This is a genomic window from Bartonella schoenbuchensis R1, from assembly GCF_002022685.1.
In the GTDB taxonomy this organism is placed as follows: Bacteria; Pseudomonadota; Alphaproteobacteria; order Rhizobiales; family Rhizobiaceae; genus Bartonella; species Bartonella schoenbuchensis.
Genome location: NZ_CP019789.1, coordinates 813,000 through 839,279 on the forward strand (window position 1 = coordinate 813,000; position 26,280 = coordinate 839,279).

The following is a 26,280-nucleotide window of genomic DNA, read 5'->3' on the forward strand; positions in this document are numbered from 1 at the left end:
TATAGAAGGGTAAATTTATATTAATGTTAAAGAAAGTCATGATCGTAGAAGATAACGAACTGAATATGAAGTTATTCCGTGATCTTGTAGAGGTGAGTGGCTATGAAACCGTTGAAACACGTAATGGTCTTATTGCATTAGATTTAGCTCGCTCGACAAAGCCCTCTCTTATTATTATGGATATTCAGTTACCTGAAGTTTCAGGGATTGATGTTATTAAACAACTAAAAGAGGATGAAGAACTTAAATCTATTCCTATTGTTGCTGTAACAGCTTTTGCCATGAAGGGGGATGAAGAGCGCATTCGTGCAAGTGGATGTGAGGAATATATGTCAAAACCTATTTCTGTTCCGCATTTTATTACAATGCTGAAGTCTTTTTTAGACTGAAGTTGTTATTCAGTTTTCTTTTTAATGGTAATAGGAAGTAAACTGAGAGTGTAATTTTCAAAAATAGTTTTTTAATATACTATTAAAAAACCCCACTAAAAGTGGGGTTTTACGTATCATACAAGAACTGAAAATTAACGCTTTGAGAATTGGAAAGAACGACGCGCTTTCGCTTTACCATATTTTTTACGTTCAACAACACGACTATCTCGTGTAAGAAACCCACCTTTTTTTAAGATAGGACGAAGTTCTGGTTCATAGTAAGTTAAAGCTTTAGAAATTCCATGACGTACTGCACCTGCTTGGCCAGAAAGACCACCACCAGCAACAGTTGCAACAATGTCAAATTGGGTATCTCTGTTGGTTATAACAATCGGCTGACGAAGAATCATTCTAAGAACAGGACGGGCAAAATATTTATCAAACTCTTTATTATTAATAGTAATTTTTCCAGAGCCTGGCTTGACCCATACGCGAGCAACAGCATCTTTACGTTTTCCTGTTGCATAAGCACGCTTTTGTGAATCAAGTTTTTGCACGTGAATAGGAGCAGCAACACTTTCACTTTTATTATTAACTTCTACAGTCGATATTGTTGCACCAAGTTCAGAAAGAGAATTAATTTCAGCCATAATTTAAGCAATCCTTTTATTTTTGCGGTTTAGAGCACCGACATCAAGAGCTTCGGGCTGTTGCGCTGCATGCGGATGTTGACTACCGGCATAAACACGTAAATTTTTCATTTGACGGCGACCGAGTGGACCACGAGGAATCATGCGCTCTACTGCTTTTTCAACAATTCGCTCAGGAAAACGACCTTCAAGAATTTGACGAGCTGTACGCTCTTTGATGCCACCGATATAGCCAGTGTGCCAATAATATTTTTTATCAGTATATTTTTTGCCAGTAAGAGCCACTTTTTCTGCATTGATAACAATGACATTGTCACCATCATCGACATGGGGGGTAAAAGTAGTTTTATGTTTGCCACGTAAGCGATTGGCAACGAGCGTGGCAAGACGACCTAAAACAAGGTTTTCTGCGTTAATAATAACCCATTTCTTTACCACTTCAGTTGGCTTTTGTGAAAAAGTTGCCATAGAAGTATCCTTTATTAAAGCCCTTTAATATGAAAACATTTTTATTATTTTACGTTGTGAATGATTACCACAACAAAATACATCTCAGTATATATTATCTGTCTGATATAATGTCTTACGATTTGCGTCAAGAAAAAATAAAAACTAATAAAACAACGCAATTACAAATAAGAGTATTATAACGCTCTTAAGTGTAACAGTCTATTCATATCATGAGATAAAATATGATGCTATATAAAATATTTCATCTTTTAAGTGCTAATTGTATTTTTGCTACTTTCGTTGTACATAAAGGATAATGCAGTTACCCTATTATTGTCTCAATGTTAAATCTTCTGCTTGTGATCAAGCTTGGGTGGATCCTCTTGATATTCAAGGGATCAACAATGCTCGTGCTATTTCTCAAAAATTTGGTTTTCCAGATCAATTAGCTCGGGTTCTTGCTGCAAGAAACGTTGATGAATCTGAAGCTGTTTCTTTTATTAATCCCACGCTACGCAATCTATTGCCTAATCCAGAAAGCTTTACGGATATGCAATGTGCAGCAGAGCGCTTGGTTAAAGCTATTATGAACCGAGAGAAAATAGCTGTTTTTGGTGATTATGATGTTGATGGAGCTTGTTCATCAGCGCTTTTGGCACGTTTTTTACGTTATTTTGGTATAACAGTTAAAATCTATATTCCTGATCGTATCGTTGAGGGCTATGGTCCAAATGAACAAGCAATGAAGATGCTAGCCCAAGAAGGGGCGAGTTTAATTATTACCGTTGATTGTGGTGCAAACAGTCCAGATGCAATAAAGGCAGCTAGGTTTGCAGGTGCTGATGTTGTAGTTTTAGATCATCACCAAATGTCAGACGTTCATCAGGAGGCTGTTGCTCTTGTTAACCCTAATCGCCCTGATGATTTTTCTGAACAAGGGCATTTATGTGCTGCTGGCATCGTATTTGTTACATTAGTATGGGTAAATCATTTATTGCGAAAGCAAAAATGGACAGAAACTGTTCCTGATCTTTTGAGTATGCTTGATCTTGTTGCATTAGCCACCGTATGCGATGTGGTTCCATTGAGAGGTGTTAATCGTGCTTTTGTAGTAAAAGGGCTTCAAGTAGCGCGTTCTATGCATAATGCTGGGATAGCTGCGTTAGCAAAGGTTGCACGTATAGGTGAGCCAATTAACAGTTTTCATTTAGGTTTTTTATTAGGGCCTAGAATTAATGCGGGAGGGCGCATTGGGGACCAAGCTTTGGGAGCGCGCTTGCTCAGTTGTGATAATAGAGATGAAGCTGATAAAATGGCAGAGCAATTAAATAAGCTTAATCAGGAACGTCAAGAGATGGAAGCTATTCAATTAGCTCAAGCAGAAGCTTATATTGATTCTGTGCATCACGATAAAGAAATGTCATCACTTGTTGTTGCTTGCCAAGAATGGCACCCAGGAATTGTTGGTATTCTTGCATCTCGTTTAAAAGAACGTTTTTTTTGTCCTGTTTTTGTAATTGCTTTAAAAGCAGATGGTAGCGGTACAGGGTCAGGGCGTTCAATTAGTGGTGTGGATTTGGGTGCACTTGTTCATGAAGCTGTCACATTAAACTTATTAGAAAAAGGGGGAGGGCATAGTATGGCAGCTGGAATTACAATCCAATCTACGAAAGTTGAAGCTTTTCGAGAATGGTTAGAAGAAAAGGTTTCTTTAGTAGTTTCGCAATTGCGTGCTAAAAAGTCTCTTAGTATAGATGGCTTTCTTTCTGCTTCTGGTGCTAATAAAGATCTTTTTGATATGATTGAAAAAGCAGGTCCTTTTGGTTCGGAAAATGCTACACCTGTTTTTGTTCTTCCTTCTCATCGATTGGTCAGTGTATGTGAGGTTGGGAAAGGGCATTTACGCCTTTTTGTTTCTGATCTTGAAGGCAAAAAACTCCAAGGAATAGCTTTTCATGCAGTGGGAACATCCCTTGGTAATTTTCTTTCTGAAAATGTTGGTGAAACAATTCATGTGGCAGGTAATCTTAGTTTAAATTACTGGAATGGAACGATCAAACCACAATTGCGTGTTATTGATGCGGCGACAGTGGCTTGATAGATATTTTTTCGATTAGATATCGAGATTATGAGCAAAAGTTGAGTTTTCTTGTATGAATCGAAACCGTGCTTCTGGTTTTGACCCCATTAAACTTTCCACTATATCTTTAGTTTTTTGCATTTCAAGTGCGTTGATAGAAATGCGCAAAAGTGTGCGTTTTTGGGGATGCATAGTTGTTTCTTTAAGCTGTTCAGCGCGCATTTCTCCAAGGCCCTTGAAACGTCCAATTTCGATTTTAGCTTTTCCAGTAAATTCAGTTTTTAGCAACTCATCCTTATGGGCGTCATTGCGCGCGTAGGCAATTTTTCCCCCTTGTGATATTCTGTAGAGAGGAGGTACGGCAAGATATAAATGCCCCCACGGATGAGATCGGGCATTTCTTGAAAGAAAAAGGTTATTAAAAGTGAAGCAATGTGTGCACCGTCAACATCAGCGTCAGTCATAATAATAACACGCTCATATCTAAGATCATCTTCACGATATTTAGAACGTGTTCCACATCCAAGCACGAGGATAAGATCACTAATTGTTTGGCTTGTAATCATCTTCTCGCGTGCAGCACTGGCTACGTTTAAAATTTTCCCCCGAAGAGGTAAAATTGCTTGGTTTGCTCTATTGCGTGCTTGTTTAGCAGAACCACCAGCCGAATCTCCTTCAACAATGAATAATTCAGCACCTGCAGCAGAATTTTGGCTACAATCTGCTAATTTACCGGGGAGGCGTAATTTACGTACAGCTGTTTTTCGATTTATTTCTCTATCTTGGCGTCGTTTTACACGTTCTTCTGCTCGTTCAATAACCCAATCAAGAAGCTTTGTCGCTTCTTGTGGAGAATTAGCAAGCCAATGGTCAAAAGGATCACGTATTGCATTTTCAACGATACGTTGTGCTTCAATTGTAGCTAATCGATCTTTAGTTTGCCCAACAAATTCAGGCTCTCTAATAAAGACTGAAAGCACTGCAACGGCTGATGCCATAACATCATCAGAAGTAATAATAGCAGCGCGCTTGTTTCCTATTAATTCAGCATAAGCTTTCAGCCCACGTAAAAGAGCTTGCCGTAGCCCTATTTCATGGCTTCCACCTTCTCGTGTAGGAATAGTATTGCAGTAGGATTGTACACCAGCATCACCACTATGCCAAGCTACTGCCCACTCAACTGAGCCATGATTGGCACGTTGTTTCGTTTTACCAGAAAAAATTTCAGTTGTTATACAATATTTACTATTCAATGATGACGATAAATAATCTTTAAGCCCATCTGGAAAATGAAAAGTAGCTTTTTCAGGAACATTATTGATACCTTCAAGTACTATGGGGTCACAACTCCAGCGAATTTTAACTCCACTAAAAAGATAGGCTTTAGAACGCGCCATTTTATAAATTTTTTCTGGTTCAAAAGCTGTTTTTTCACCAAAAATTTTACTATCAGGATGAAAACGAACTCGTGTACCACGACGGTTGTAGACATCACCTAAGTCTTCTAATCCAGATTGAGGAATACCGCGTGAGAAACGCTGACGGTAAAGTTTTCGTTCTCGTGCTACTTCGACTTCCATATCATCAGAAAGAGCGTTAACAACGGAAATACCAACTCCATGTAAACCACCAGAGGTTTGATAAGCTTTCCCATCAAATTTTCCCCCTGAGTGAAGCTGTGTCATAATGACTTCAAGAGTAGATTTGTCTGGCATTTGAGGATGATTTTCAATGGGAATTCCACGTCCATTATCTGTAACCGTTAGATAACCATCTTTATCCAGTGATACATCAATTAAATCAGCGTAACCAGCAACAGCTTCATCCATTGCATTATCAATGATTTCAGAAAATAAATGATGAAGGGCTTTGCTATCTGTTCCACCGATATACATTCCAGGTCGCAAACGCACAGGCTCCAAACCTTCAAGTACTCGAATAGATGATGCATTGTAGTCATTCGTTTCTGCATTATCTTTAGAGGCAGATACAGGCACCTTTGCAGGTGTTGCTTTTGAATTTACTGAAGTTTGCTGACTATTTGCTTTCGTTTCCATACGAAGCTGAGCTTTGTTTAAAATACTAAAAAGATCTTTATTATTATCGCTCATAGCATTCAATTATCTATCTAAATTTTAAGTTATTTAAAATAAACGTTTAATCGAAATAAGTTTTATGCCCGTTTTTCATTTAAAAATCAACGTACTTAAGAAACATCAATTGTTGGGCCAAAAATTTGTTCAAATGCCTGTTTTAGAGCAATATCAACATCATGTATTGTTATAGGTAAACCTAAATCAATTAAGCTTGTTACACCATAATCTGCAATTCCACATGGAACAATTCCTGAGTAGTGATCTAAGTTAGGATCAACATTGATAGCAATTCCATGAAAACTTACCCACTTACGTACACGGATACCAATAGCAGCGATTTTATCTTCACAAGAAGTGCCTTTTATTGTTTGTGGACGATCTGGTCGTGTAACCCAAACACCAATCCTATCTTCACGGCGTTCACCTTTAATATTAAATTGTGCAAGCGTTTGGATAATCCATTGTTCTAATGCACCAATAAAAGCGCGTATATCTTGTTTTCGGCGTTTTAGATCAAGCATAACATAAGCAATACGTTGTCCTGGGCCATGATATGTAAATTCACCACCACGGCCAGCTTCATAAACAGGAAATAAATTAGGTGCTAGAAGATCCTTTTTGTTGGCACTTGTACCAGCTGTATAAAGGGGGGGATGTTCAAGAAGCCAAATTTGTTCATGTGCGGTTTTTGCAGAAATATTTTCTACGCGCTTTTGCATATAACAGAGCGCTTCAGGATATTCGACTAAACCATCACTTATTTTCCATTCAATTGGTGAGGTGGGAGAATCTGTTTTAAAATCATACGATAAATGATCACGATCAGTGCGTTTCAATTTAGATGTCATCAGAAATATTTATATTAAGGGTTATATTTTTTTGCTATTAGTAACATTGCGTAGCAAGATATGGGTTTGTTCATTAAAATCAAAATAGAAAATGAGCAATATCAATATTTTTTATATATTAGTGAAAGCATGTAGTTATTTCTACCGTTTTAGTTTAGTAGAAAGCCGTTAGTTAAATATAAGTAATACATTATTATGTTATTATGTTGAGTTTAAAACTTGCAATTTTTAAAGTGTGGGCACAATAAATTAAAATTTGATATTAAACTAGCGAAATTACCAGCTGAATATCTTCCCAATTTTCCATTAAAGTGTTTTTGCCTAGTATTTACATCAGTAAGCCAAAGCGTAAAAACTATATCCATCCAATGATATTTTTGTGGATCTACTTTTTACAGAAAAAATCATTGCAGAAATTAGCAAACAAACCGCTAGAAAAAAATTAAAAAGAAAATAGTATTTGCTATCATTTCTTTTTTTAGTTCGTTTATTTGCATTTCAACAATTTTAGTCTTTGCTCTGATTCTAGACATCGGAATTACTTTCTGTAATAACTTCAGTAATTGCGTCAACTGCTTTAATGATCCCTTTTTGATAATTTCCTTCATGAAAATTAGGAAGAATAAAATTGTCAATAATGACTGCAGAAATCGCATCTGTTAGCTCTTTTTCCAAACTATAGCCACCTCAATACATACTTTGCGCTCGTTTGATGCAACAACAAGTAATACACCATTATTGATCTCTTTTTATCCCAAGCTTCATGTGCAAAACAGAGAATTGCTATAAGTTTCGATATCGATTCCCGAAAGGGTAGGGACAGTCACAATGATAATTAATCTCCTGTTTTTTTCTAGTGCAGATAGCTTTTCTGTAAGACTTTTTATTGTTGTAGTGTCAAGCAAATGAGCTATATTATTAACATTAACTTATTAAGAGAAGAAATTGGATTTTCAGTTTCTTCTAATTGCGATTGAAGAGCAAGAAAATTTTGATTCGCTTTGAGATCAGGACAGTTTTCAACAACAGCCATAAGACGTGAAAGTGTATTCAACAAATTAGCTTGGTTATTGAGATATTGTTAGCATAATTTGTGGGTATCAGTGTTAATGGTTGCACACACTTGAATAACGCCAGTAAGAACAGTTTGCTTATGGGATGTATAAGTTTTGACAGTTTCTACAAAATTAGGGATGAGATCCGCACGGCACTGATATTGATTGAGAACATTACTCCATGCCGCATATGCTTTTCCTTGATTTGTTGATATTGTATTAAATCCACAATCACTTAAAAATGTTAATACAATGGTACTTGAAAAACATCTTAACATTTTTGTCACAGAATAAGCAGGTGAATTTAGTATATCTGGCATAAAATATCCCCAAAACTATTTTGCAAACTATGTTATATAAAGTATATTTCATTTAAGAAAAGTATTTAAAATTTTGCAGCTGATTTATATTTATGAAATAGTTTATTTGGGTCTCATTACGCATTGCAATCGGTTGAATGAATCACCAATACATAACATAATTTTTACACTCGTTATTTCATAGATTTATATGGTAGCATTTATTCTGGCCATATTAGTACAGTTGCAATTTTTAAAATGAATAATTTCATAATCCAGTTTGAAAAATAAGATAACGAATTCTATTCGCAATGCATTTTATTACTAAAATCATATAAAACACATTGTATTATTATTATGATGAATTGTTGTTATATAGTATGAAATTATTGATATAAATTTGTATAAGAAAGCCAATACAAAAGCTAATTATAGCAAAAATTATAGTTTAGTTTTTGGTATAAAAATCGTTTTGTTGTTAGCATTTTTGAAAACTGTGATAAAATTTTTCCTCACCCACAATTTCCTGAGTTATAAGCAAGTTCACTATTTAAAGTTCTGTAGAATTTATTTTTGATGATTGTGTCATTTTTATTATAGCTCTTTTTGAAAAGATTATGTAATGGGGATAATGTATCATTATGTGGTTCTCAACATTATCTTCGGAGTAACTCATGAACACAAAATGTTTAATCAGCACATCCATTATCACTCTATTTACAGCTTCTGTAGCACAAGCAGCAGATATTATGGTACCTCGAGAGTCGAGGCCCGTTGTCTCACCTCCTCAAGCATCAAAGCAAATTTCACCACCTGTTGAAATGAGTCCTAATTCTGATATTCCACCAGTTATTTCTGCACCTACTTTTTCTTGGAATGGTTTTTATCTTGGAGGGCAGATTGGTGGCTTTTCAGGTAAAACAGGGATCAGTTTATATGCTAAAAAAGGTCCCAGTACGAGAGAATGGACACCGGTTGAGAAAGATACAGTGCCTCAACTTTCCGGTTTCATGGGAGGTCTTTATGCAGGAGCCAATGTTGATTTAGGGAATAGTTTCATTCTAGGCGTTGATACAGATATCGTTTGGTCCAATAAACAGGATACAAAAATTGTTGCTAAAAGAAAATTTGAAGAATTAGAGTTAGAAGAAATAGAAGAGGTAGAGGAAATAGAAGAAGGACCAGACACAGAAAGTGAAAGGCGTCAATTATATGAATATGCATCTGCGTCGAGGTTGGAAAGCATGAATCATTCACCATCTCAAGGATATCACGCATCTAGTGCAAGCAGTGCAGAGCATGGATACTCATCTTCAGGACGGGTGGAGAGGAGTACTATTAGGAGAACAAAACGGGCAAATAATGAGAGTTCATCATTTAGCCAATCATTTCAATTAACGCAGGTTCAACAACGTTCTACATCTGAAGCTGGATCTCAAAGCTCTGGAGCAACACAGGCAGATAGTTCTTCAGCAGCGCAGGAACAGGTTTCACAACAACAAGTGGCACAACAGCGAGGATCAGAAGCCAGACCTTCAGTTTCAGGATATCCACATAGTAATAGATCAGCTTTGTCTGCAAGGCGCTATATAAGGGAAACGGAGGAAGTAGACGAAATAGCGGAAGTGACTAAAGTTTATAGTAACACTTTAAAACAAAAGTGGTCTGGCGCTACGCGAGTACGTATAGGTTTTGCAGTTGATCGTATTGTGCCTTATATCGCTGGCGGTGTTGCTTATGCACAGCTTCAAAATATCTTTTCACGATCAATTGAGACGGAAGGTCACGAAATAAGTTCTTCTAGCTTATCAGATAAAAAATAATGGTAGGTTATACTCTTGGTGGTGGTGTTGATTTTGCGATGGCTGACAATGTCATTTTACGTGCAGAATATCGCTACTCAGATTTTGGTAAACAGAAATTTGCTAAGGATAAATTAGAACTTGATTACCAAACCAATGATTTCCGGGTTGGTGTTGCTTATAAATTCTAATTTATTTAGGACTTTAAATCATTTTAAAAGCTCTATCTACGGTAGAGCTTTTATTTTTACCCGTTGTTTATGGTTTCCTGGATTAGGGGAGGGGAATAGTTATAGTTATACAACGAAAGAAAGCTAAAAAATCCTATCTCCTAACCTTATTATTTCATTCTTAACCTTAAAAATGATAATGGAATCAATAGGATATATGCTAATAAAATATATGGTGGGCAATGAGAGACTCGAACTCCCGACATCCTCGGTGTAAACGAGGCGCTCTACCAGCTGAGCTAATCGCCCAATCAATGATTTGTCATTGAATGAGAGCTTTTTAAGGAAAATTTTATTTAAACGCAAGAATAAAAGATATTTTTATTTGATATTTTTTAAGGATGTTAAATTTTTACTTTTTTTGAAAAAAACGCATTAAGAATGCTTGACAGAAACGAATGAACCTCTTACACCAGCTAAACAATTGGTTCGAAAGAAGTGCGCGGGTGTAGCTCAGTTGGTTAGAGTGCTGGCCTGTCACGCCGGAGGTCGCGGGTTCGAGCCCCGTCACTCGCGCCATTTTATAGTGTCTTTCCTAATTTGCTTTTGTAGTGTACACATTTCATTTGCAAAGTGCTAAATTTAGTGTTGGCTATAAAATTCTTTTTAATATCTCAATTTTTTTCCTTTATTTGTATAGTTTCTCAGAATAGGGCTTGCGTCTTTTTTCGCACTGCTGTACCTATATCAATAAGAAAAAATTGCACGGCATGCCTTTTGAAGCTGTACGAGCGGGAGTAGCGGGACAATTATGATAATTTATGTGCTTATCTAGACAATATCAAATAATTACGTTACTTCAGGCACTTTATTAAAGCGGAAGAAGATGATGACTCATTTGTTGAGTTCTTATTTACCAGTGTTGATTTTTATTATTGTTTCAGCAGTTATTGCGGGAGCTCTTTTAATTACACCTTATATTGTGGCTTATCGTGCCCCCGATCCGGAAAAATTATCAGCTTATGAGTGCGGGTTTAACTCTTTTGATGACGCTCGCATGAAATTTGATATTCGGTTTTATTTGGTTTCAATTTTGTTTATTATTTTTGATCTTGAAATTGCTTTTCTTTTTCCTTGGGCTGTTTCGTTTGGCTCAATAGGTATGTTGGGTTTTTGGTCAATGATGATGTTTTTAGCAATTTTGACGATTGGATTTATATATGAGTGGAAAAAGGGGGCTCTTGAATGGGATTAATATTAAATAATCCAACAGTTATAACTCCAAAGTCGAAAGAAGTGGCGGGGCTGAGTGCTGGTGAATTGGTAAGTTCTCATGATAAATTTTTTCATGATATAAATGCTGAATTGTCTGATAAGGGTTTTTTAGTAACCTCAGCAGATGCTTTGATAACTTGGGCGCGTACTGGCTCATTGATGTGGATGAGTTTTGGTTTGGCTTGTTGTGCTGTTGAAATGATGCAGTGCTCAATGCCTCATTATGATAATGAGCGTTTTGGATATGCACCGCGCGCTTCACCTCGTCAATCAGATGTGATGGTGGTTGCTGGTACTTTAACCAATAAAATGGCGCCTGCTTTACGTAAAGTTTATGATCAAATGCCTGAGCCGCGTTATGTGATCTCTATGGGGTCGTGTGCAAATGGTGGTGGCTATTATCACTATTCTTATTCAGTTGTGCGTGGGTGTGATCGTATAGTACCGGTAGATATTTATGTTCCAGGGTGTCCTCCTACAGCAGAAGCATTGCTTTACGGTATATTGTTGTTGCAGAAGAAAATCCGTCGTACTGGATCTATAGAGCGATAAAGGCTTTAGGGTGATGTTTGAATCATTAAATGAGCTTTCTGCCTATTTGAAGAATCAATTAGGGGATAAATTGGAAGAAAGTGTTCTTGCGTTTGGCGAATTGACGATTGTGTCACGTCTTGATGCAATTACTGATGTCTTAATGTTTGTGCGTGATGATTCTCGCTGTCAGTTTGTTAATATCACGGATATTAGCGGTGTTGATTATCCTTCTCGAGACAAACGCTTTGATGTCTCTTATCAATTATTGTCTCCTCGTCATAATTTACGCTTACGTGTTAAGGTGCGGACTGATGAAAATGTGCCGATTCCTTCTGCGTGCTCAGTTTATCCTGGGGCAGAGTGGTATGAACGTGAAACGTACGATATGTATGGTATTTTATTTTCTGGTCATCCAGATTTGAGGCGTATTCTGACTGATTACGGGTTTGAAGGGCATCCTTTACGTAAAGATTTTCCGGTGACGGGGTTCGTGGAATGCCGTTATGATAATGAAGTTAAGCGAGTAATCTATGAACCTGTTGTTTTGCGGCAGGAAATGCGTAATTTTGATTTTCTTTCACCCTGGGAAGGTGCTGAATATATTTTGCCGGGTGATGAAGAGATAAACGACGAAAAATGATATTAGGACTGACAAGAATAACACTGAAACAGGCAGATTTTTAGATGATTGAATACTTTTTAGTAGGGAGGGTGTAAATGTTTGCATGTAGTAAGTCGTTATCTTGTGTTTTACGATATGGTAAGCAAAATTTTATTGGCGTTCAATTGGGAGCGTGTTGTGAAAAAGCAAGGGGTTGATTGTGGCTGAGGTCAATGTCCGAAACTTTAATATTAATTTTGGTCCTCAACATCCTGCGGCGCATGGTGTTTTGCGTATGGTCCTTGAATTAGACGGTGAAGTTGTTGAACGTGTAGATCCGCATATTGGGTTATTGCACCGTGGTACTGAAAAGTTGATGGAGACAAAAACGTACCTTCAGGCGTGCCCTTATTTGGATCGTTTGGATTATGTTGCTCCTATGAATCAAGAGCATGCTTTTGTGCTTGCTGTTGAAAAATTGTTGGGTATTGAGGTTCCTAAACGAGGACAGTTGATCCGTGTTCTATTTTCTGAAATCGGACGTATTCTTAATCATTTACTTAATGTGACAACGCAAGCAATGGATGTTGGTGCTTTAACACCACCACTTTGGGGGTTTGAGCAGCGTGAACGTTTGATGATTTTTTATGAACGTGCATGCGGTGCGCGGCTTCATGCTAATTATTTTCGTCCTGGTGGTGTACATAGAGATTTGCCGGAATCTTTAATTGAAGATATTGGTAATTTTATTGATCCATTTCTTGTTGCTCTTGGTAAGCTTGATGCGCTTATAACGCCAAATCGAATTTTTAAACAGCGAAATGTAGATATTGGAGTGGTAAGTAGTGATGAGGCTTGGGCGCGTGGTTTTTCTGGGGTAATGATTCGCGGTGCCGGTGTACCGTGGGATTTGCGTAAAAGCCAACCTTATGAATGTTATGATGAAATGGAATTTGATATTCCAGTCGGCAAAAATAGTGACTGTTATGACCGTTATCTCATTCGTATGGAAGAAATGCGTCAATCAGCAAAAATTATGCGTCAATGTGTGAATCGCTTGCTTAGTACTGAAAGAAATGGACCGGTTTCAAATTTAGATCATAAAATCGTTCCTCCAAAACGTAATGAAATGAAAAATTCAATGGAGGCGCTTATTCACCATTTTAAACTTTACACAGAAGGGTTTCATACTCCTCCTGGCGAAGTTTATGTTGCTGTAGAAGCTCCAAAGGGTGAATTTGGTGTTTATCTTGTTTCTGATGGAACAAATAAGCCTTATCGGGTTAAATTGCGTGCTCCTGGTTTTGCTCATCTTCAAGCTATGGATTTTTTGACTCGAGGTCATATGCTTGCAGATGCAACAGCTATTTTAGGTTCAATTGATATTGTTTTTGGGGAGGTTGATCGCTAATGTCTGTACGTCGTCTTGCAGATGATGCTCACCAACCATTAGAATTTTCTTTTACAAAAGAAAATCAAGTGTGGGCGCAAAATACTATAGCAAAATACCCTGTAGGGCGTGAGCAGTCAGCTGTAATTCCCCTCTTAATGCGTGCTCAAGAGCAAGAAGGTTGGGTGACACGTGCTGCAATCGAGTATGTTGCTCAAATGCTTTCAATGGCTTATATCCGCGTTTTAGAAATTGCTACTTTCTATACTCAGTTTCAACTTAAGCCGGTTGGAACAAAAGCGCATATTCAAGTTTGTGGTACTACTCCTTGTATGTTACGTGGTTCTGGTGAGTTAATTAAAGTTTGCCAAAAGAAAATTCATTCTGAACCTTTTATTACTAACAAAGATGGAACTTTGTCATGGGAAGAGGTAGAGTGTCTTGGTGCTTGTGTTAATGCTCCAATGGTTATGATTTTTAAAGATACTTATGAAGATCTTACAGCAGAACGTCTTGAAGAAATTATAGATGCATTTGAGGCGGGAAAAAATTCTGATATAGCTGTAGGGCCTCAAAATGGTCGTAAATCATCGGAACCTATAAATGGTTTAACTTCTTTAATTGATGAAAATGAGGGGAAGAAAAAATCATCAAAACTTTCAAGAAAAAAATAATAAAAAATAAAAACAGAGTAAATAACACTTCATTAATAGAGTGTTTATTGTTTGTTTATTTGGAAATATTTTAGTAGAAGTAACAAATCTTTTAAAAATACTGAAAAATTATTGGATTTAGGAAAATGTTGAGAACATATTCGATGTTAGGGAAAAAGGTGGGGTATGCTAACTGATAAAGATCGCATTTTCACTAATATTTATGGTTTAAAGGATAAATCATTAAAAGGCGCTATGCTGCGTGGGCATTGGGATGGTACCAAGGCGATTGTCGAAAAAGGCCGTGACTGGATTGTTGATGAGGTAAAAAAGTCAGGTTTGCGTGGTCGTGGTGGTGCTGGTTTTCCTACTGGTATGAAGTGGTCTTTTATGCCAAAGCAAAGTGATGGTCGACCACATTATTTAGTCGTGAATGCAGATGAATCGGAACCTGGAACGTGTAAAGATCGTGACATTTTGCGCCATGATCCTCATACTTTAATTGAAGGATGTGTTATTGCTACTTTTGCAATAGGTGCAAATGTTGCTTTTATTTATATCCGTGGTGAATATATTCGTGAGCGTGAAGCGCTTCAAGCTGCGATTGATGAATGTTATGATGCTGGTTTGCTTGGTAAGAAGACCAAATGTGGGCATGTTTGCGATATTATTATTCATCATGGTGCTGGAGCGTACATTTGTGGTGAGGAAACAGCTCTTTTAGAAAGTCTTGAAGGAAAAAAAGGGCAGCCTCGGCTTAAACCGCCGTTTCCTGCTAATATGGGGGTTTATGGTTGTCCGACAATAGTTAATAATGTGGAATCCATTGCAGTTATTCCAACAATTTTGCGTCGGGGTGCTTCATGGTTTTCATCAATCGGTCGTTCAAACAATGTTGGAACAAAATTGTTTATGATTTCTGGTCATGTCAATGCCCCTTGTACATTTGAAGAAGCTCTAGGTGTTTCTTTTCGTGAATTAATTGAAAAACACACAGGGGGTATTCGTGGTGGGTGGAATAATCTTTTAGCGGTTATTCCAGGTGGAGCTTCTTGTCCAGTCGTTCGGGGTGAAGATATGATAGACGCAGTCATGGATTTTGATGGAATGCGTGATGTGGGGTCTTCTTTTGGTACAGGTGGTGTGATTGTTATGGATAAATCAACGGATATTATCAAGGCAATTTGGCGTATAGCGGCTTTTTTCAAGCATGAAAGTTGTGGGCAGTGTACACCGTGTCGTGAGGGTACTGGTTGGATGATGCGTCTTTTAGAGCGCATGGTTGAAGGAAGAGCTCAAAAACGTGAGATTGACCTTTTGTTTGAAGTTTCTAAACAGGTTGAAGGGCACACTATTTGTGCGCTTGGTGATGCTGCAGCGTGGCCTGTGCAAGGATTAATACGCAATTTTCGCTCAGAGATTGAGCAAAGAATTGATGATTATACGCGAAACGTGGTTCAAAGCAGAAATGTTGCTTTGGAAGTAGTAGAGTAAAAATTTTATTCTGATGAATAATAAAATGTGAGTTTAGGTAAATTATCTGCGGACTGGATTAATGATGATAAGTATCAAAGTTGATGGTAAAGAGATTGAAGTTCCTGACTACTATACATTGCTTCAAGCCGCTGAAGCTGCTGGTGCTGAAGTGCCACGTTTTTGTTTTCATGAAAGTTTGTCAATTGCTGGAAATTGTCGCATGTGCTTGGTTGAGGTCAAAGGTGCTCCTCCAAAACCTCAAGCTTCTTGTGCGATGGGGGTTCGCGATTTACGGTTGGGCCCCAATGGTGAAATACCTGAGATATTTACCAATACAGAGATGGTTAAAAAAGCACGTGAAGGTGTTATGGAGTTTCTCCTTATTAATCATCCGCTAGATTGTCCTGTATGTGATCAAGGTGGTGAATGTGATCTTCAAGATCAAGCAATGTTTTATGGTCGTGATTGTTCTCGTTATACGGAAAACAAGCGTGCTGTAGAAGATAAATATATCGGTCCACTTGTGAAAACTGTTATGACACGGTGTATTCATTGTACCCGTTGTGTTCGTTTTACGACAGAAGTTGCAGGTGTTTCAGAGCTTGGTTTAATTGGTCGTGGTGAAGATGCTGAAATTACAACCTATCTTGAAAAAGCAATGACATCTGAATTACAGGGGAATGTTATTGATCTTTGTCCGGTAGGTGCTTTAACCTCAAAACCTTATGCATTTCATGCGCGTCCATGGGAATTAACTAAGACGGAATCAATTGATGTGATGGATGCACTTGGTAGTGCCATTCGTATTGACAGTCGGGGGCGTGAGGTTATGCGAATAATACCACGTACGAATCAGAACGTAAATGAGGAGTGGATTTCTGATAAGACGCGTTTTATTTGGGATGGGCTGCGCACTCAGCGACTTGATAAACCATATGTTCGCAAAAATGGAAAACTTCAGCCTGCAAGTTGGTCAGAAGCTTTTGCGAGTATTAAGGCGGCAGTATCTAAGACATCAGCAGAAAAAATTGGTGCAATTGCAGGAGATCTAGCATCTGTTGAAGAAATGTATGCGCTTAAAGTATTGCTCACTTCACTAGGGTCAAAGGTATTTGATTGTCGTCAAAGAGGTATGGCTTTGTCACCTGAGTTAGGGCGCTCAAGTTATATTTTTAATCCAACTATTGTAGGTATTGAGCAAGCTGATGCATTGCTCATTGTGGGGTCTAATCCACGTACTGAAGCTGCTGTTTTAAATGCGCGTATTTTAAAACGTCAACGGATGGGGCAATTTCCAATTGCATTAATTGGAGAACAAGTTGATTTGCGTTATCCATATTCTTATCTTGGGGCCGGTACTGAAGTGTTGAATGCACTCATTAGTGGAAAGAATGCGTTTTTTGATGTTCTGAAAAAAGCTAAACGTCCACTTATTCTTATTGGTGAAGCTGCTGTTTCAGGTAAAGAGGGGTTGTCTGTTTTAAAAAATCTCGCAAAATTATCTGATGTTGTTGGTGCTCTTAATAAAGAGTGGAATGGATTTGGTGTGCTTCATAATGCTGCTTCGACTGTTGGGGGATTAGATATTGGTTTTGTTTCTAAGATTGGAACTGAAAATATTGTTAAGACCTGTGAAGTTTTATTTTTACTTGGTGCAGATGAAGTAGAATTAACCCATAAAAAGGCTTTTACAATTTATATTGGTAGTCATGGTGATAATGGTGCGCATGCTGCTGATGTAATTTTGCCAGCATCAGCTTATACTGAAAAATCAGGGCTTTACGTTAATACAGAAGGTCGTGTTCAAATGACGAATCGAGCCGGTTTTGCTCCGGGTGAAGCAAAGGAAGATTGGGCAATTTTGCGCGCTTTATCTGATGTTTTAGGAAAAAAGCTTCCTTTTGATTCTTTATCTCAATTAAGGCAGAATTTATTCAGTGATTTTCCACATCTTTGCGCAATTGATGATATAGCGCCTGCATGTATAAATGATCTCAAAGCACTCGGTTCACAATTAATTGTTCTAAGTAAGCAAACATTCGCTTCTATAATTAAGGACTTCTATTTAACAAATCCAATAGCACGTGCTTCTGCAGTTATGGCTGAATGTTCAGCTCTTGCAAAGAATCACGCTGCTGGATCTGTAGAGTAAGAACAGAAGGGAAAAGGAATATTATGTATGATTTCTTTATGACCGGGCTATTACCACTACTGATTATAGTGGGTAAGATACTTCTCCTTTTGGTTGTTCTTTTAGTTTTAATTGCTTATCTTCTTTATGCAGATAGAAAAATTTGGGCCGCTGTGCAATTGCGGCGGGGACCGAATGTTGTTGGTCCATGGGGGTTATTTCAATCTTTTGCAGATTTAATTAAATTTGCGGTTAAAGAACCTATTATCCCTGCTGGTGCCAATAAAGGTGTTTTTCTTTTGGCTCCTTTTGTTTCTGCTATGCTTGCGTTATCAACTTGGGCTGTTGTGCCTGTTAATGAGAATTGGGAAATTGCTAGTATTAATGTTGGTTTGCTTTATATCTTAGCTATTTCATCTCTTGAGGTTTATGGTGTTATCATGGGGGGGTGGGCATCAAATTCAAAATATCCTTTCTTGGGAGCTCTTCGTTCAGCAGCGCAAATGGTTTCTTATGAGGTTTCAATTGGATTTGTTCTTGTAACTGTTATCTTGGTAAGTGGTTCATTAGATCTTGCAACAATCGTTCGTGAACAAAGTAGGGGGCTTGGAATGAATCTTGGTCTACCTTTTAACAGTTTTCTAGATTGGAATTGGTTAGTGCTTTTTCCAATGTTTATTATATTTTTTATTTCTGCACTTGCTGAAACAAATCGTCCTCCTTTTGATTTAGTTGAAGCAGAATCTGAGCTTGTTGCTGGTCACATGGTTGAGTATTCTTCAACTCCTTATATGCTTTTTTTTCTTGGTGAATATGTTGCTATTGTTTTAATGTGCGCATTAACAACCATCTTGTTTTTAGGTGGTTGGTTGCCCCCTTTGGATGTTTGGTGGCTTAATTGGGTTCCAGGCGTCATTTGGTTTGTTTTAAAGGTTTGTTTTGTATTTTTTGGTTTTGCTATGGTTAAAGCATTTGTACCGCGTTATCGTTATGACCAGTTAATGCGGCTTGGTTGGAAGGTATTTCTTCCTATTTCATTGGCAATGGTTGTGATAACTGCTGCTGTCTTAAAATGTATTAGTTTTGCTTAAAGAGGGGGGTGTTTCGTATGTCAGGTCTTATTCAAGCGGCAAAATCACTGCTTTTATTAGAATTTATAAGTGCTTTTTTTCTAGCGATGCGTCAGTTTTTTTCGCCAAAACCTACAATCAATTACCCTTATGAAAAGGGTTTTGTTTCTCCACGTTTTCGTGGTGAGCATGCTTTGCGTCGTTATCCAAATGGTGAAGAACGGTGTATTGCATGTAAATTATGTGAGGCAATTTGTCCTGCGCAAGCTATTACAATTGAAGCAGGACCACGATGCAATGATGGTACACGTAGAACTATTCGTTACGATATTGATATGGTTAAGTGTATTTACTGTGGTTTTTGTCAGGAAGCTTGTCCAGTTGATGCTATTGTGGAGGGGCCAAATTTTGAGTTTGCAACAGAAATGCGTGAAGAACTTTATTATGATAAAGAAAAGCTTTTAAGTAATGGAGATCGTTGGGAGAGAGAAATTGCTCGTAATATATTGATGGATGCACCTTATCGTTAGGTGTATCGTCAATAAGTAGTCGGATGATTCTATCTGGCAAATTATAGCTGGGTATGAATTTTATGCTAATTAGTAGTTATTAATCGAAGGAAATCCTATGCTAACAGGTTCAGCAGCGGTATTTTTCTATATATTTTCTTTTATCATGCTCGTGAGTGCAGTTACTGTTGTTGCTGCACGTAATCCAGTGCATTCGGTGTTGTTTTTAATCTTGGCATTTTTTAATGCAGCGGCTTTGTTTGTGCTTTTAGGAGCTGAATTTTTAGGGCTTATTTTACTTGTCGTTTATGTTGGTGCTGTAGCAGTTTTATTTTTATTTGTGGTTATGATGCTTGATGTGGACTTTGCTGAATTGAAAAGTGGAGTGCTTCGATATATTCCTGTTGGTGCCTTTATTGGTGTTGTTATTGTTGTAGAATTGATTTCTGTTTTTATTAGCAGCCACTTTTCTCCTGTTTTAAGATCTTATGTTACGCAACCGATGCCAGATTTAGCGCAGCGAACCAATACGCAAGCATTAGGGGATATTCTTTATACAGATTATATTTTCTATTTCCAAATTGCTGGAATGATTTTATTAGTTGCAATGATTGGTGCTATTGTTTTAACGCTCCGTCATAAGTCTGGTGTCAAACGACAATCAATTGCAGTGCAGGTTGCTAGAACAGCAAAAAGTGCAATTGAAATCAAACAAGTTGAATCAGGTAAGGGTATTTAGCGGGGAAACGACTATGCATATTGACATTTCTCATTATCTCACTGTTTCTGCGATAATGTTTACAATTGGCATTTTTGGTATTTTTCTAAATAGGAAGAATGTGATTATTATTCTTATGTCAATTGAGCTTATATTACTTTCAGTCAACCTTAATTTTATTGCGTTTTCAGCATTTCTTCATGATCTAGTTGGTCAAATATTTGCTTTATTTATCTTGACAGTCGCAGCCGCTGAAGCAGCAATTGGTCTAGCAATTCTTGTTGTTTTTTTCCGTAACCGCGGTTCTATCGCAGTTGAAGATGTTAATGTGATGAAAGGCTGATAAGTAATGTATTATGCAATTGTCTTTCTGCCGCTTTTGGGTTTTTTAATTGCTGCTGTTGGCGGAAAAACTATAGGGGCTCGTGCAAGTGAAATTGTGACGTCTAGTTTCATGATAATTGTTGCTGCATTATCATGGATGGCTTTTTTTAATATTGCTATTGGTCATGCTTCAGCGGTTAGTGTTCCGGTTTTGCACTGGGTAACTGTTGGTAATTTAGTTTTTGATTGGGCCTTGTATATTGATACATTGACAGCCGTCATGCTTGTTGTAGTTAACAGTGTTTCAGCATTAGTGCATATTTATTCAATTGGTTATATGCATCACGATCTTTCAAGGTCTCGGTTTTTTGCCTATCTTTCTTTATTCACATTTATGATGCTTATGCTGGTGACAGCTGATAATTTAATCCAAATGTTTTTTGGCTGGGAAGGTGTTGGGCTTGCATCTTATTTACTCATTGGCTTTTGGTTTCAGCGAGCTTCTGCTAATAAAGCAGCGATGAAAGCTTTTGTAGTTAACCGTGTTGGTGATTTTGGTTTTCTTCTAGGTATTTTTAGTATTTTTGTTTTGTTTCAGTCAGTTAATTTTGCATATATTTTTGCAAAGACTGCAGACAGTAGTTTTGTAGAAAATATAACATTTTTAGGTTGGCAACTTGATGGACAAACAGCAATTACTGTAACATGTCTTCTTTTATTTATCGGTGCCATGGGGAAATCAGCACAATTTCTACTACATACATGGCTTCCTGATGCAATGGAAGGGCCAACGCCTGTATCTGCTCTCATTCACGCAGCAACAATGGTGACCGCTGGCGTTTTTATGGTTGCACGTATGTCACCAATTTTTGAACTTTCTTCAACAGCTTCCACTGTGATTATTATTGTTGGAACGATGACTGCATTTTTTGCGGCAACTGTGGGGCTTGTACAAAATGATATCAAGCGCGTTATTGCTTATTCAACATGTTCACAGCTTGGTTATATGTTTGTTGCTTTAGGTGTTGGGGCTTACGGAGCAGCTGTTTTCCATCTCTTTACACATGCTTTTTTTAAAGCTTTACTGTTTCTCGGTGCAGGCTCTGTAATTCACGCAGTATCTGATGAGCAAGATATGCGAAAGATGGGGGGGCTGCGTAAACATATAAAAGCAACTTATTGGATGATGATTATAGGAACTATTTCATTAACAGGTGTTGGAATACCTGGTACACTTTTTGGTACAGCTGGTTTTTTCTCAAAGGATGCAATTATAGAATCTGCTTTTGCGTCACATAGTGTTGTCTCGGAATACGCTTTTTGGCTTCTTGTTTTGTCTGCTTTACTAACGAGTTTTTATTCATGGCGGCTTATATTTATGACATTTCATGGTAAGCCACGTGCAACTGTTGATGTTATGCATCATGTTCATGAATCGCCTCCGGTTATGTTGATTCCTCTGTTTATTTTGTCTGTTGGGGCATTGTTTGCAGGTATGGTTTTTCAGCCTTATTTTTTTGGTGATTTGTATGATACTTTTTGGAAAGGTGCATTGTTTACAAGCAACCACAACCATATTCTTCATGAAGCACACAATGTGCTAAATTGGGTAAAATGGTCACCATTTACAGCAATGGTTTTTGGGTTTGCTTTGGCTTGCCTGTTCTATATTTTTGTTCCGTCACTTCCTAAAAAGCTTTCCGAATTTATGCCTGCATTCTACCGTTTTCTTTACAATAAGTGGTATTTTGATGAACTTTATGACCTTTTGTTTGTCCGTCCTGCTTTAAGAATTGGTTGCTTTCTTTGGAAAATAGGTGATGGTAAAATTATTGATGGCTTGGGACCGAATGGTATTGCTGCACGTATTGTTGATATTACAAACAAAATCATTCGACTGCAGACAGGTTATCTTTATCACTATGCGTTCGCGATGCTTATTGGTGTCACAGCGCTAATCACGTGGATAATGATCGGGAGTTTAAATTGATGACCGACTGGCCTATTCTTTCTACAGTTACATTTTTACCGCTTGTTGGTGTGTTTTTGATTTTATTGATCAAAGATAACACCGAAGCTGAAAAGCATAATATACGCAATGTAGCATTTTTTACATCTGTCTTTGTGTTTGTTATTTCTTTAATTATTTGGGTAAAGTTTGATAACACAAATTCTGATTTCCAAATGGTCGAGAAATTCGATTGGTTAGGTGGTGGCATTAGCTATCATATGGGTGTTGATGGCATTTCTATCCTTTTTGTCGTCCTTTCAGCTTTTTTATTGCCATTCTGCATTTTGGCAAGTTGGGAGAATATTAAAGACAGATTAAAAGCTTATATGATTGCTTTTCTTCTCCTTGAAGTTGCAATCATTGGAGTTTTCTGTGCCCTTGACGCAATGCTGTTTTATGTTTTTTTTGAAGGTAGTCTCATTCCAATGTTTATTATTATTGGTGTTTGGGGTGGGGCGCGCCGTGTTTATGCAAGTATGAAGTTTTTCCTATATACTTTGCTTGGTTCAGTACTCATGTTAGTTGCTATTATGGCTATGTATTGGGAAGCGGGAACACTTGATATACCGACTTTATTGACCTATCAATTTTCTACACATATGCAAATGTGGTTATGGCTTGCGTTTTTTGCCTCTTTTGCAGTTAAAATGCCAATGTGGCCAGTCCACACATGGTTACCTGATGCACACGTAGAAGCGCCAACAGCAGGCTCTGTTATTTTGGCTGGAGTGCTACTCAAGTTGGGTGGTTATGGTTTTCTTCGTTTTTCTTTACCAATGTTTCCCATCGCTTCAGCTGATTTTGCTCCTTTAGTCTTTGTGTTATCGCTTGTAGCAATTATTTATACATCGCTAGTTGCGCTTGTTCAAAATGATATAAAAAAGCTTATTGCCTATTCGTCAATAGCTCATATGGGTTACGTAACAATGGGTATTTTTGCTATTAACGAGCAAGGTATTCAAGGTGCTATTTATCAGATGTTATCACATGGGATTGTTTCTGCCGCTTTGTTTCTTTGTGTTGGAGTTATATATGATCGCTTGCACACGCGTGAAATTTCGGCTTTTGGTGGTTTAGTAAATAACATGCCCAAATATGCGGTTGTATTCTTAATCTTTACTATGGCGAATGTCGGTTTACCTGGAAGCTCAGGGTTTTTGGGTGAATTTTTAACTTTAATAGGTGTCTTTCAAATTAATAAATTAGTTGCAGTTTTTGCTACAACTGGTGTTATATTATCTGCCGCTTATGCACTTTATCTTTATCGACGTATGATTTTTGGCCCCTTAGATAAGGAGGGTCTGAAAGTGCTCCATGATCTCTCTCTAAGAGAAAAGATTATCCTTTATCCAATGGTTGTTCTTACAATATTTTTTGGTGTCTATCCAATGCCGATTCTTAAAACGACGGCGTTTACAGTAGAAACCCTTATTAACCAGCTGCACTAAATAAGAAATAAATACTCATGCAAACTGATATAATAGCTCAATTAATATTAATTTTTCCAGAAATTTTGATGGCACTGGGAGGCATGGTGCTCCTTTTAATCGGTGTTTATTCCGGTGCACGTTCATATTTAACTATCACTGGTTTAGCAATTGCTCTACTTGTTGCAACTATTATTATTATGGTCGTCTTTCCGCAAAATGGCGTTTTCTATACAAACACGCTCATTATTGATTCCTTTAGCCGTTATATGAAAGTTTTGACTCTTGTCGGTGCACTCTTTGCTCTCATTATGTCTGTTGGTTTTGCTTGTGCTCAGAAATTTGATATATTTGAGTTTCCCGTATTAGTCCTTTTTGCGACTTTGGGTATGATGATAATGATTTCAGCTGGGAATACGCTGTCTCTTTACATGGGATTAGAATTGCAATCTTTAGCTCTATATGTTCTTGCTGCAATCAATCGCGACAATGTAAAATCTTCTGAAGCGGGTATAAAATATTTTGTTTTAGGTGCATTGTCTTCAGGGTTTCTACTTTATGGTATTTCATTGCTTTATGGTTTTACTGCTCAAATTGGTTTTCGCGAAATTGCTTTTGCTTTAAATAATGAAGTTTTACAGCTAGGTGTTATTTTAGGCATTGTTTTTATTCTAGCTGGTTTAGCTTTCAAAATTTCTGCAGTTCCATTTCATATGTGGACACCTGATGTTTATGAAGGAGCACCAACACCTATTACAGCATTTTTTGCTTGTGCTCCTAAAATTGCAGCAATGGCATTAATTATCCGTATCATTGTTGTTACCTTTATTCCATTAGGCGGTTCTGATGGTTCTATGCCTGCATGGCAGCAGATATTAATTTTTATGGCAATTGCGTCAATGATACTGGGTGCATTTGCTGCAATTGGCCAAAGTAACATTAAGCGTTTAATGGCTTACTCATCCATCAGTCATATGGGATATGCACTTGTTGGTTTAGCTGCTGGAAGTATGCTTGGGGTAAAAGGTGTTATTCTTTACATGACCATTTATCTTGGCATGACTCTTGGTTCATTTGCATTTATTCTTGGAATGCGATCTAGTGACGGAAATGTTAAAAATATTTATGACCTTGCAGGATTGGTAAAAACTAATCCATTTATGGCTATTACGATGACGATACAGCTTTTTTCTTTAGCAAGTATACCTCCTATGGCTGGTTTTTTTGGTAAATGGTATACATTTTCTGCAGCTGTTCATGCAGGTCTTACTCCACTTGCTGTCATCGGCATGGTTGCTTCTGTTGTTGGTGCTTTTTACTATTTACGGATTATTAAAATTATGTGGTTTGACGCTGCAAAAGATAGTTTTATTGTTTTATCAAGCGAACTTAAGCTTTGTCTTGGGCTTTCTACATTATTTATTTTATTTTATGTATTTTTTGGAATTTGGTTTGCTGAATTTGCAGAAAAAGCAGCAATATCATTATTTTAATAAGCATGGTTTATGCATTATCAGATTTTGCTTTAAAACAAGGGTATGTTCTTGAATCGTATGAAAGTGTAGATTCGACAAATCTTATTGCACAACAAAAAGCAAATGCTGGTCATCGTGGTTATCTTTGGATTGTTGCGGAAAAACAAACGCAAGGAAGAGCTAGAAGAGGTAGGACATGGTATAGTCCGAAAGGGAATTTGTACTCTAGCCTTTTATTGATTGACGATATTGTTTGCCAAACTGCTTCTCAACTTAGTTTTGTTGCTGGAGTAAGTATAGTAGAAGCTATAAGGCACTTTATAAAAGATAAAAAAGATAGCATTGTTAATTTAAAATGGCCAAATGATATTCTACTTAAAGGGATTAAAAGCTCTGGAATCTTACTTGAGCTGTTTACATTAACCCCACAAAAATATGCATTGGTTATTGGTATCGGTGTGAATGTAAAACATCATTTTAAAGATGCACCATATTTAACGTCAAGTATAAAGAATATTGGATTAGATATTGATAAAGAAGAATTATTTATGGTTTTAACAAAATGTTTTGCTGAAAATTATCTTCTTTGGAAGCAGTCGGAGGGGAGCAGTATAATCCATAAGAAATGGCTTTTATATTCAGCTCATCTTGGACAACCTATCAAAATAATCAATGGTGAAAAACTTACTGAAGGTATTTTTGATGGTCTTGACCATGATTTCAACTGCATTGTCAAACAAAAAGACGGTCAGAAAGCAATTATAACCGCTGGAGATGTTTATTTTGGTTTAGCTGCTTCTGTTAATACAAATCATTATTAACGTATAAATTTTATTTCACCATGAGATTATCTTAATAGTTTAGG

At 37.3% G+C, this 26,280-nt stretch carries 24 protein-coding genes, 2 tRNA genes and 2 pseudogenes; 20 read left to right on the forward strand and 8 right to left on the reverse strand.

All coding sequences use genetic code 11. The annotated features are described in order from the left end of the window. Window positions 1-23 precede the first annotated feature (23 nt). Window positions 24-389 (forward strand): response regulator, encoded by a 366-nt coding sequence (locus tag BscR1v2_RS03485; protein ID WP_010703753.1) that lies wholly within the window; start codon window positions 24-26, stop codon window positions 387-389. Between the two features lie 134 nt (window positions 390-523). On the opposite strand, the gene rpsI is transcribed toward BscR1v2_RS03485, so the two are convergent. Together rpsI and rplM are read right to left on the reverse strand one after the other, a co-directional pair. After that, a complete protein-coding gene (gene rpsI, locus BscR1v2_RS03490) occupies window positions 524-1,021 on the reverse strand; it encodes a 30S ribosomal protein S9 (protein WP_010703754.1) in 498 nt (165 codons plus the stop codon). A gap of 3 nt (window positions 1,022-1,024) precedes the next feature. Then, window positions 1,025-1,489, reverse strand: coding sequence for a 50S ribosomal protein L13 (gene rplM / locus BscR1v2_RS03495; RefSeq protein WP_010703755.1), 465 nt, complete (start codon window positions 1,487-1,489; stop codon window positions 1,025-1,027). A 298-nt stretch (window positions 1,490-1,787) separates the two neighbouring features. Between rplM and recJ the strand changes: the two genes are divergently transcribed. Further along, the gene (recJ, locus tag BscR1v2_RS03500) at window positions 1,788-3,569 is read left to right on the forward strand and encodes a single-stranded-DNA-specific exonuclease RecJ (RefSeq protein WP_078689760.1); all 1,782 of its coding nucleotides are present in this window, start codon (window positions 1,788-1,790) and stop codon (window positions 3,567-3,569) included. 15 nt (window positions 3,570-3,584) lie between these two features. Here recJ and parE read toward each other — a convergent pair. The 5 genes and pseudogenes from parE to BscR1v2_RS03520 form a co-directional block, all read right to left on the reverse strand. Beyond that, window positions 3,585-5,662, reverse strand: a pseudogene (parE, locus tag BscR1v2_RS03505) (DNA topoisomerase IV subunit B). Window positions 5,663-5,757: 95 nt separating this feature from the next. Continuing rightward, the gene (gene lipB / locus BscR1v2_RS03510) at window positions 5,758-6,495 is read right to left on the reverse strand and encodes a lipoyl(octanoyl) transferase LipB (protein WP_078689761.1); all 738 of its coding nucleotides are present in this window, start codon (window positions 6,493-6,495) and stop codon (window positions 5,758-5,760) included. 525 nt (window positions 6,496-7,020) lie between these two features. Continuing rightward, a complete protein-coding gene (locus BscR1v2_RS08390) occupies window positions 7,021-7,170 on the reverse strand; it encodes a TPM domain-containing protein (protein WP_250638028.1) in 150 nt (49 codons plus the stop codon). An 86-nt stretch (window positions 7,171-7,256) separates the two neighbouring features. Next, window positions 7,257-7,409: a TPM domain-containing protein gene (locus BscR1v2_RS08395; protein WP_257787982.1), complete on the reverse strand. Its 153-nt coding sequence runs from the start codon at window positions 7,407-7,409 to the stop codon at window positions 7,257-7,259. A 26-nt stretch (window positions 7,410-7,435) separates the two neighbouring features. Continuing rightward, window positions 7,436-7,870, reverse strand: a pseudogene (locus BscR1v2_RS03520) (LemA family protein); the annotation flags it as partial. A gap of 653 nt (window positions 7,871-8,523) precedes the next feature. On the opposite strand from BscR1v2_RS03520, the gene BscR1v2_RS08210 reads away from it, so the two are divergent. Together BscR1v2_RS08210 and BscR1v2_RS08215 are read left to right on the forward strand one after the other, a co-directional pair. After that, entirely contained in the window at window positions 8,524-9,672 is a 1,149-nt protein-coding gene (locus tag BscR1v2_RS08210) for a porin family protein (RefSeq protein ID WP_236829016.1), read from the forward strand. Beyond that, entirely contained in the window at window positions 9,672-9,842 is a 171-nt protein-coding gene (locus BscR1v2_RS08215) for an outer membrane protein (protein WP_236829017.1), read from the forward strand. The genes BscR1v2_RS08210 and BscR1v2_RS08215 overlap by 1 nt, the downstream gene beginning before the upstream one ends. 212 nt (window positions 9,843-10,054) lie before the next feature. On the opposite strand, the gene BscR1v2_RS03530 is transcribed toward BscR1v2_RS08215, so the two are convergent. Further along, window positions 10,055-10,130: transfer RNA gene (locus tag BscR1v2_RS03530), tRNA-Val, on the reverse strand. Window positions 10,131-10,323: 193 nt separating this feature from the next. Here BscR1v2_RS03530 and BscR1v2_RS03535 point away from each other — a divergent pair. The 16 genes from BscR1v2_RS03535 to BscR1v2_RS03610 all read left to right on the forward strand — a co-directional run bounded on the left by BscR1v2_RS03535 (window position 10,324) and on the right by BscR1v2_RS03610 (window position 26,236). Beyond that, window positions 10,324-10,400, forward strand: a tRNA-Asp gene (locus tag BscR1v2_RS03535). 310 nt (window positions 10,401-10,710) lie between these two features. Beyond that, window positions 10,711-11,076, forward strand: coding sequence for an NADH-quinone oxidoreductase subunit A (locus BscR1v2_RS03540; protein ID WP_078664058.1), 366 nt, complete (start codon window positions 10,711-10,713; stop codon window positions 11,074-11,076). Further along, window positions 11,067-11,648 carry a NuoB/complex I 20 kDa subunit family protein gene (locus BscR1v2_RS03545; protein WP_010703762.1) on the forward strand — a complete coding sequence of 194 codons (582 nt, stop codon included), beginning with the start codon at window positions 11,067-11,069 and terminating at the stop codon, window positions 11,646-11,648. The genes BscR1v2_RS03540 and BscR1v2_RS03545 overlap by 10 nt, the downstream gene beginning before the upstream one ends. 13 nt (window positions 11,649-11,661) lie before the next feature. After that, entirely contained in the window at window positions 11,662-12,270 is a 609-nt protein-coding gene (locus tag BscR1v2_RS03550; protein WP_078689762.1) for an NADH-quinone oxidoreductase subunit C, read from the forward strand. Between the two features lie 181 nt (window positions 12,271-12,451). After that, on the forward strand, window positions 12,452-13,642 hold the full coding sequence (locus BscR1v2_RS03555) for an NADH-quinone oxidoreductase subunit D (protein ID WP_078689763.1): 1,191 nt from the start codon (window positions 12,452-12,454) through the stop codon (window positions 13,640-13,642). Further along, window positions 13,642-14,295, forward strand: coding sequence for an NADH-quinone oxidoreductase subunit NuoE (gene nuoE, locus BscR1v2_RS03560; protein WP_078689764.1), 654 nt, complete (start codon window positions 13,642-13,644; stop codon window positions 14,293-14,295). The genes BscR1v2_RS03555 and nuoE overlap by 1 nt, the downstream gene beginning before the upstream one ends. Before the next feature lie 165 nt (window positions 14,296-14,460). Further along, entirely contained in the window at window positions 14,461-15,768 is a 1,308-nt protein-coding gene (gene nuoF, locus BscR1v2_RS03565; protein ID WP_078689765.1) for an NADH-quinone oxidoreductase subunit NuoF, read from the forward strand. 64 nt (window positions 15,769-15,832) lie between these two features. Beyond that, window positions 15,833-17,902: an NADH-quinone oxidoreductase subunit NuoG gene (gene nuoG, locus BscR1v2_RS03570; protein ID WP_078690311.1), complete on the forward strand. Its 2,070-nt coding sequence runs from the start codon at window positions 15,833-15,835 to the stop codon at window positions 17,900-17,902. A gap of 23 nt (window positions 17,903-17,925) precedes the next feature. Next, a complete protein-coding gene (gene nuoH / locus BscR1v2_RS03575) occupies window positions 17,926-18,972 on the forward strand; it encodes an NADH-quinone oxidoreductase subunit NuoH (protein WP_078689766.1) in 1,047 nt (348 codons plus the stop codon). A 17-nt stretch (window positions 18,973-18,989) separates the two neighbouring features. Further along, the gene (gene nuoI / locus BscR1v2_RS03580) at window positions 18,990-19,481 is read left to right on the forward strand and encodes an NADH-quinone oxidoreductase subunit NuoI (RefSeq protein ID WP_010703769.1); all 492 of its coding nucleotides are present in this window, start codon (window positions 18,990-18,992) and stop codon (window positions 19,479-19,481) included. 97 nt (window positions 19,482-19,578) lie between these two features. Beyond that, window positions 19,579-20,199, forward strand: a complete 621-nt coding sequence (locus tag BscR1v2_RS03585; RefSeq protein WP_078689767.1) for an NADH-quinone oxidoreductase subunit J — start codon at window positions 19,579-19,581, stop codon at window positions 20,197-20,199. 13 nt (window positions 20,200-20,212) lie between these two features. Then, on the forward strand, window positions 20,213-20,521 hold the full coding sequence (gene nuoK, locus BscR1v2_RS03590; protein ID WP_010703771.1) for an NADH-quinone oxidoreductase subunit NuoK: 309 nt from the start codon (window positions 20,213-20,215) through the stop codon (window positions 20,519-20,521). 6 nt (window positions 20,522-20,527) lie between these two features. Continuing rightward, window positions 20,528-22,492: an NADH-quinone oxidoreductase subunit L gene (gene nuoL / locus BscR1v2_RS03595; protein ID WP_078689768.1), complete on the forward strand. Its 1,965-nt coding sequence runs from the start codon at window positions 20,528-20,530 to the stop codon at window positions 22,490-22,492. After that, complete coding sequence (locus BscR1v2_RS03600; protein WP_078689769.1) at window positions 22,492-23,961, forward strand: NADH-quinone oxidoreductase subunit M; 1,470 nt, start codon at window positions 22,492-22,494, stop codon at window positions 23,959-23,961. The genes nuoL and BscR1v2_RS03600 overlap by 1 nt, the downstream gene beginning before the upstream one ends. 17 nt (window positions 23,962-23,978) lie before the next feature. Further along, entirely contained in the window at window positions 23,979-25,433 is a 1,455-nt protein-coding gene (gene nuoN / locus BscR1v2_RS03605; RefSeq protein ID WP_078689770.1) for an NADH-quinone oxidoreductase subunit NuoN, read from the forward strand. A gap of 5 nt (window positions 25,434-25,438) precedes the next feature. After that, the gene (locus BscR1v2_RS03610) at window positions 25,439-26,236 is read left to right on the forward strand and encodes a biotin--[acetyl-CoA-carboxylase] ligase (protein ID WP_078689771.1); all 798 of its coding nucleotides are present in this window, start codon (window positions 25,439-25,441) and stop codon (window positions 26,234-26,236) included. The last annotated feature ends 44 nt before the right edge of the window (window positions 26,237-26,280 follow it).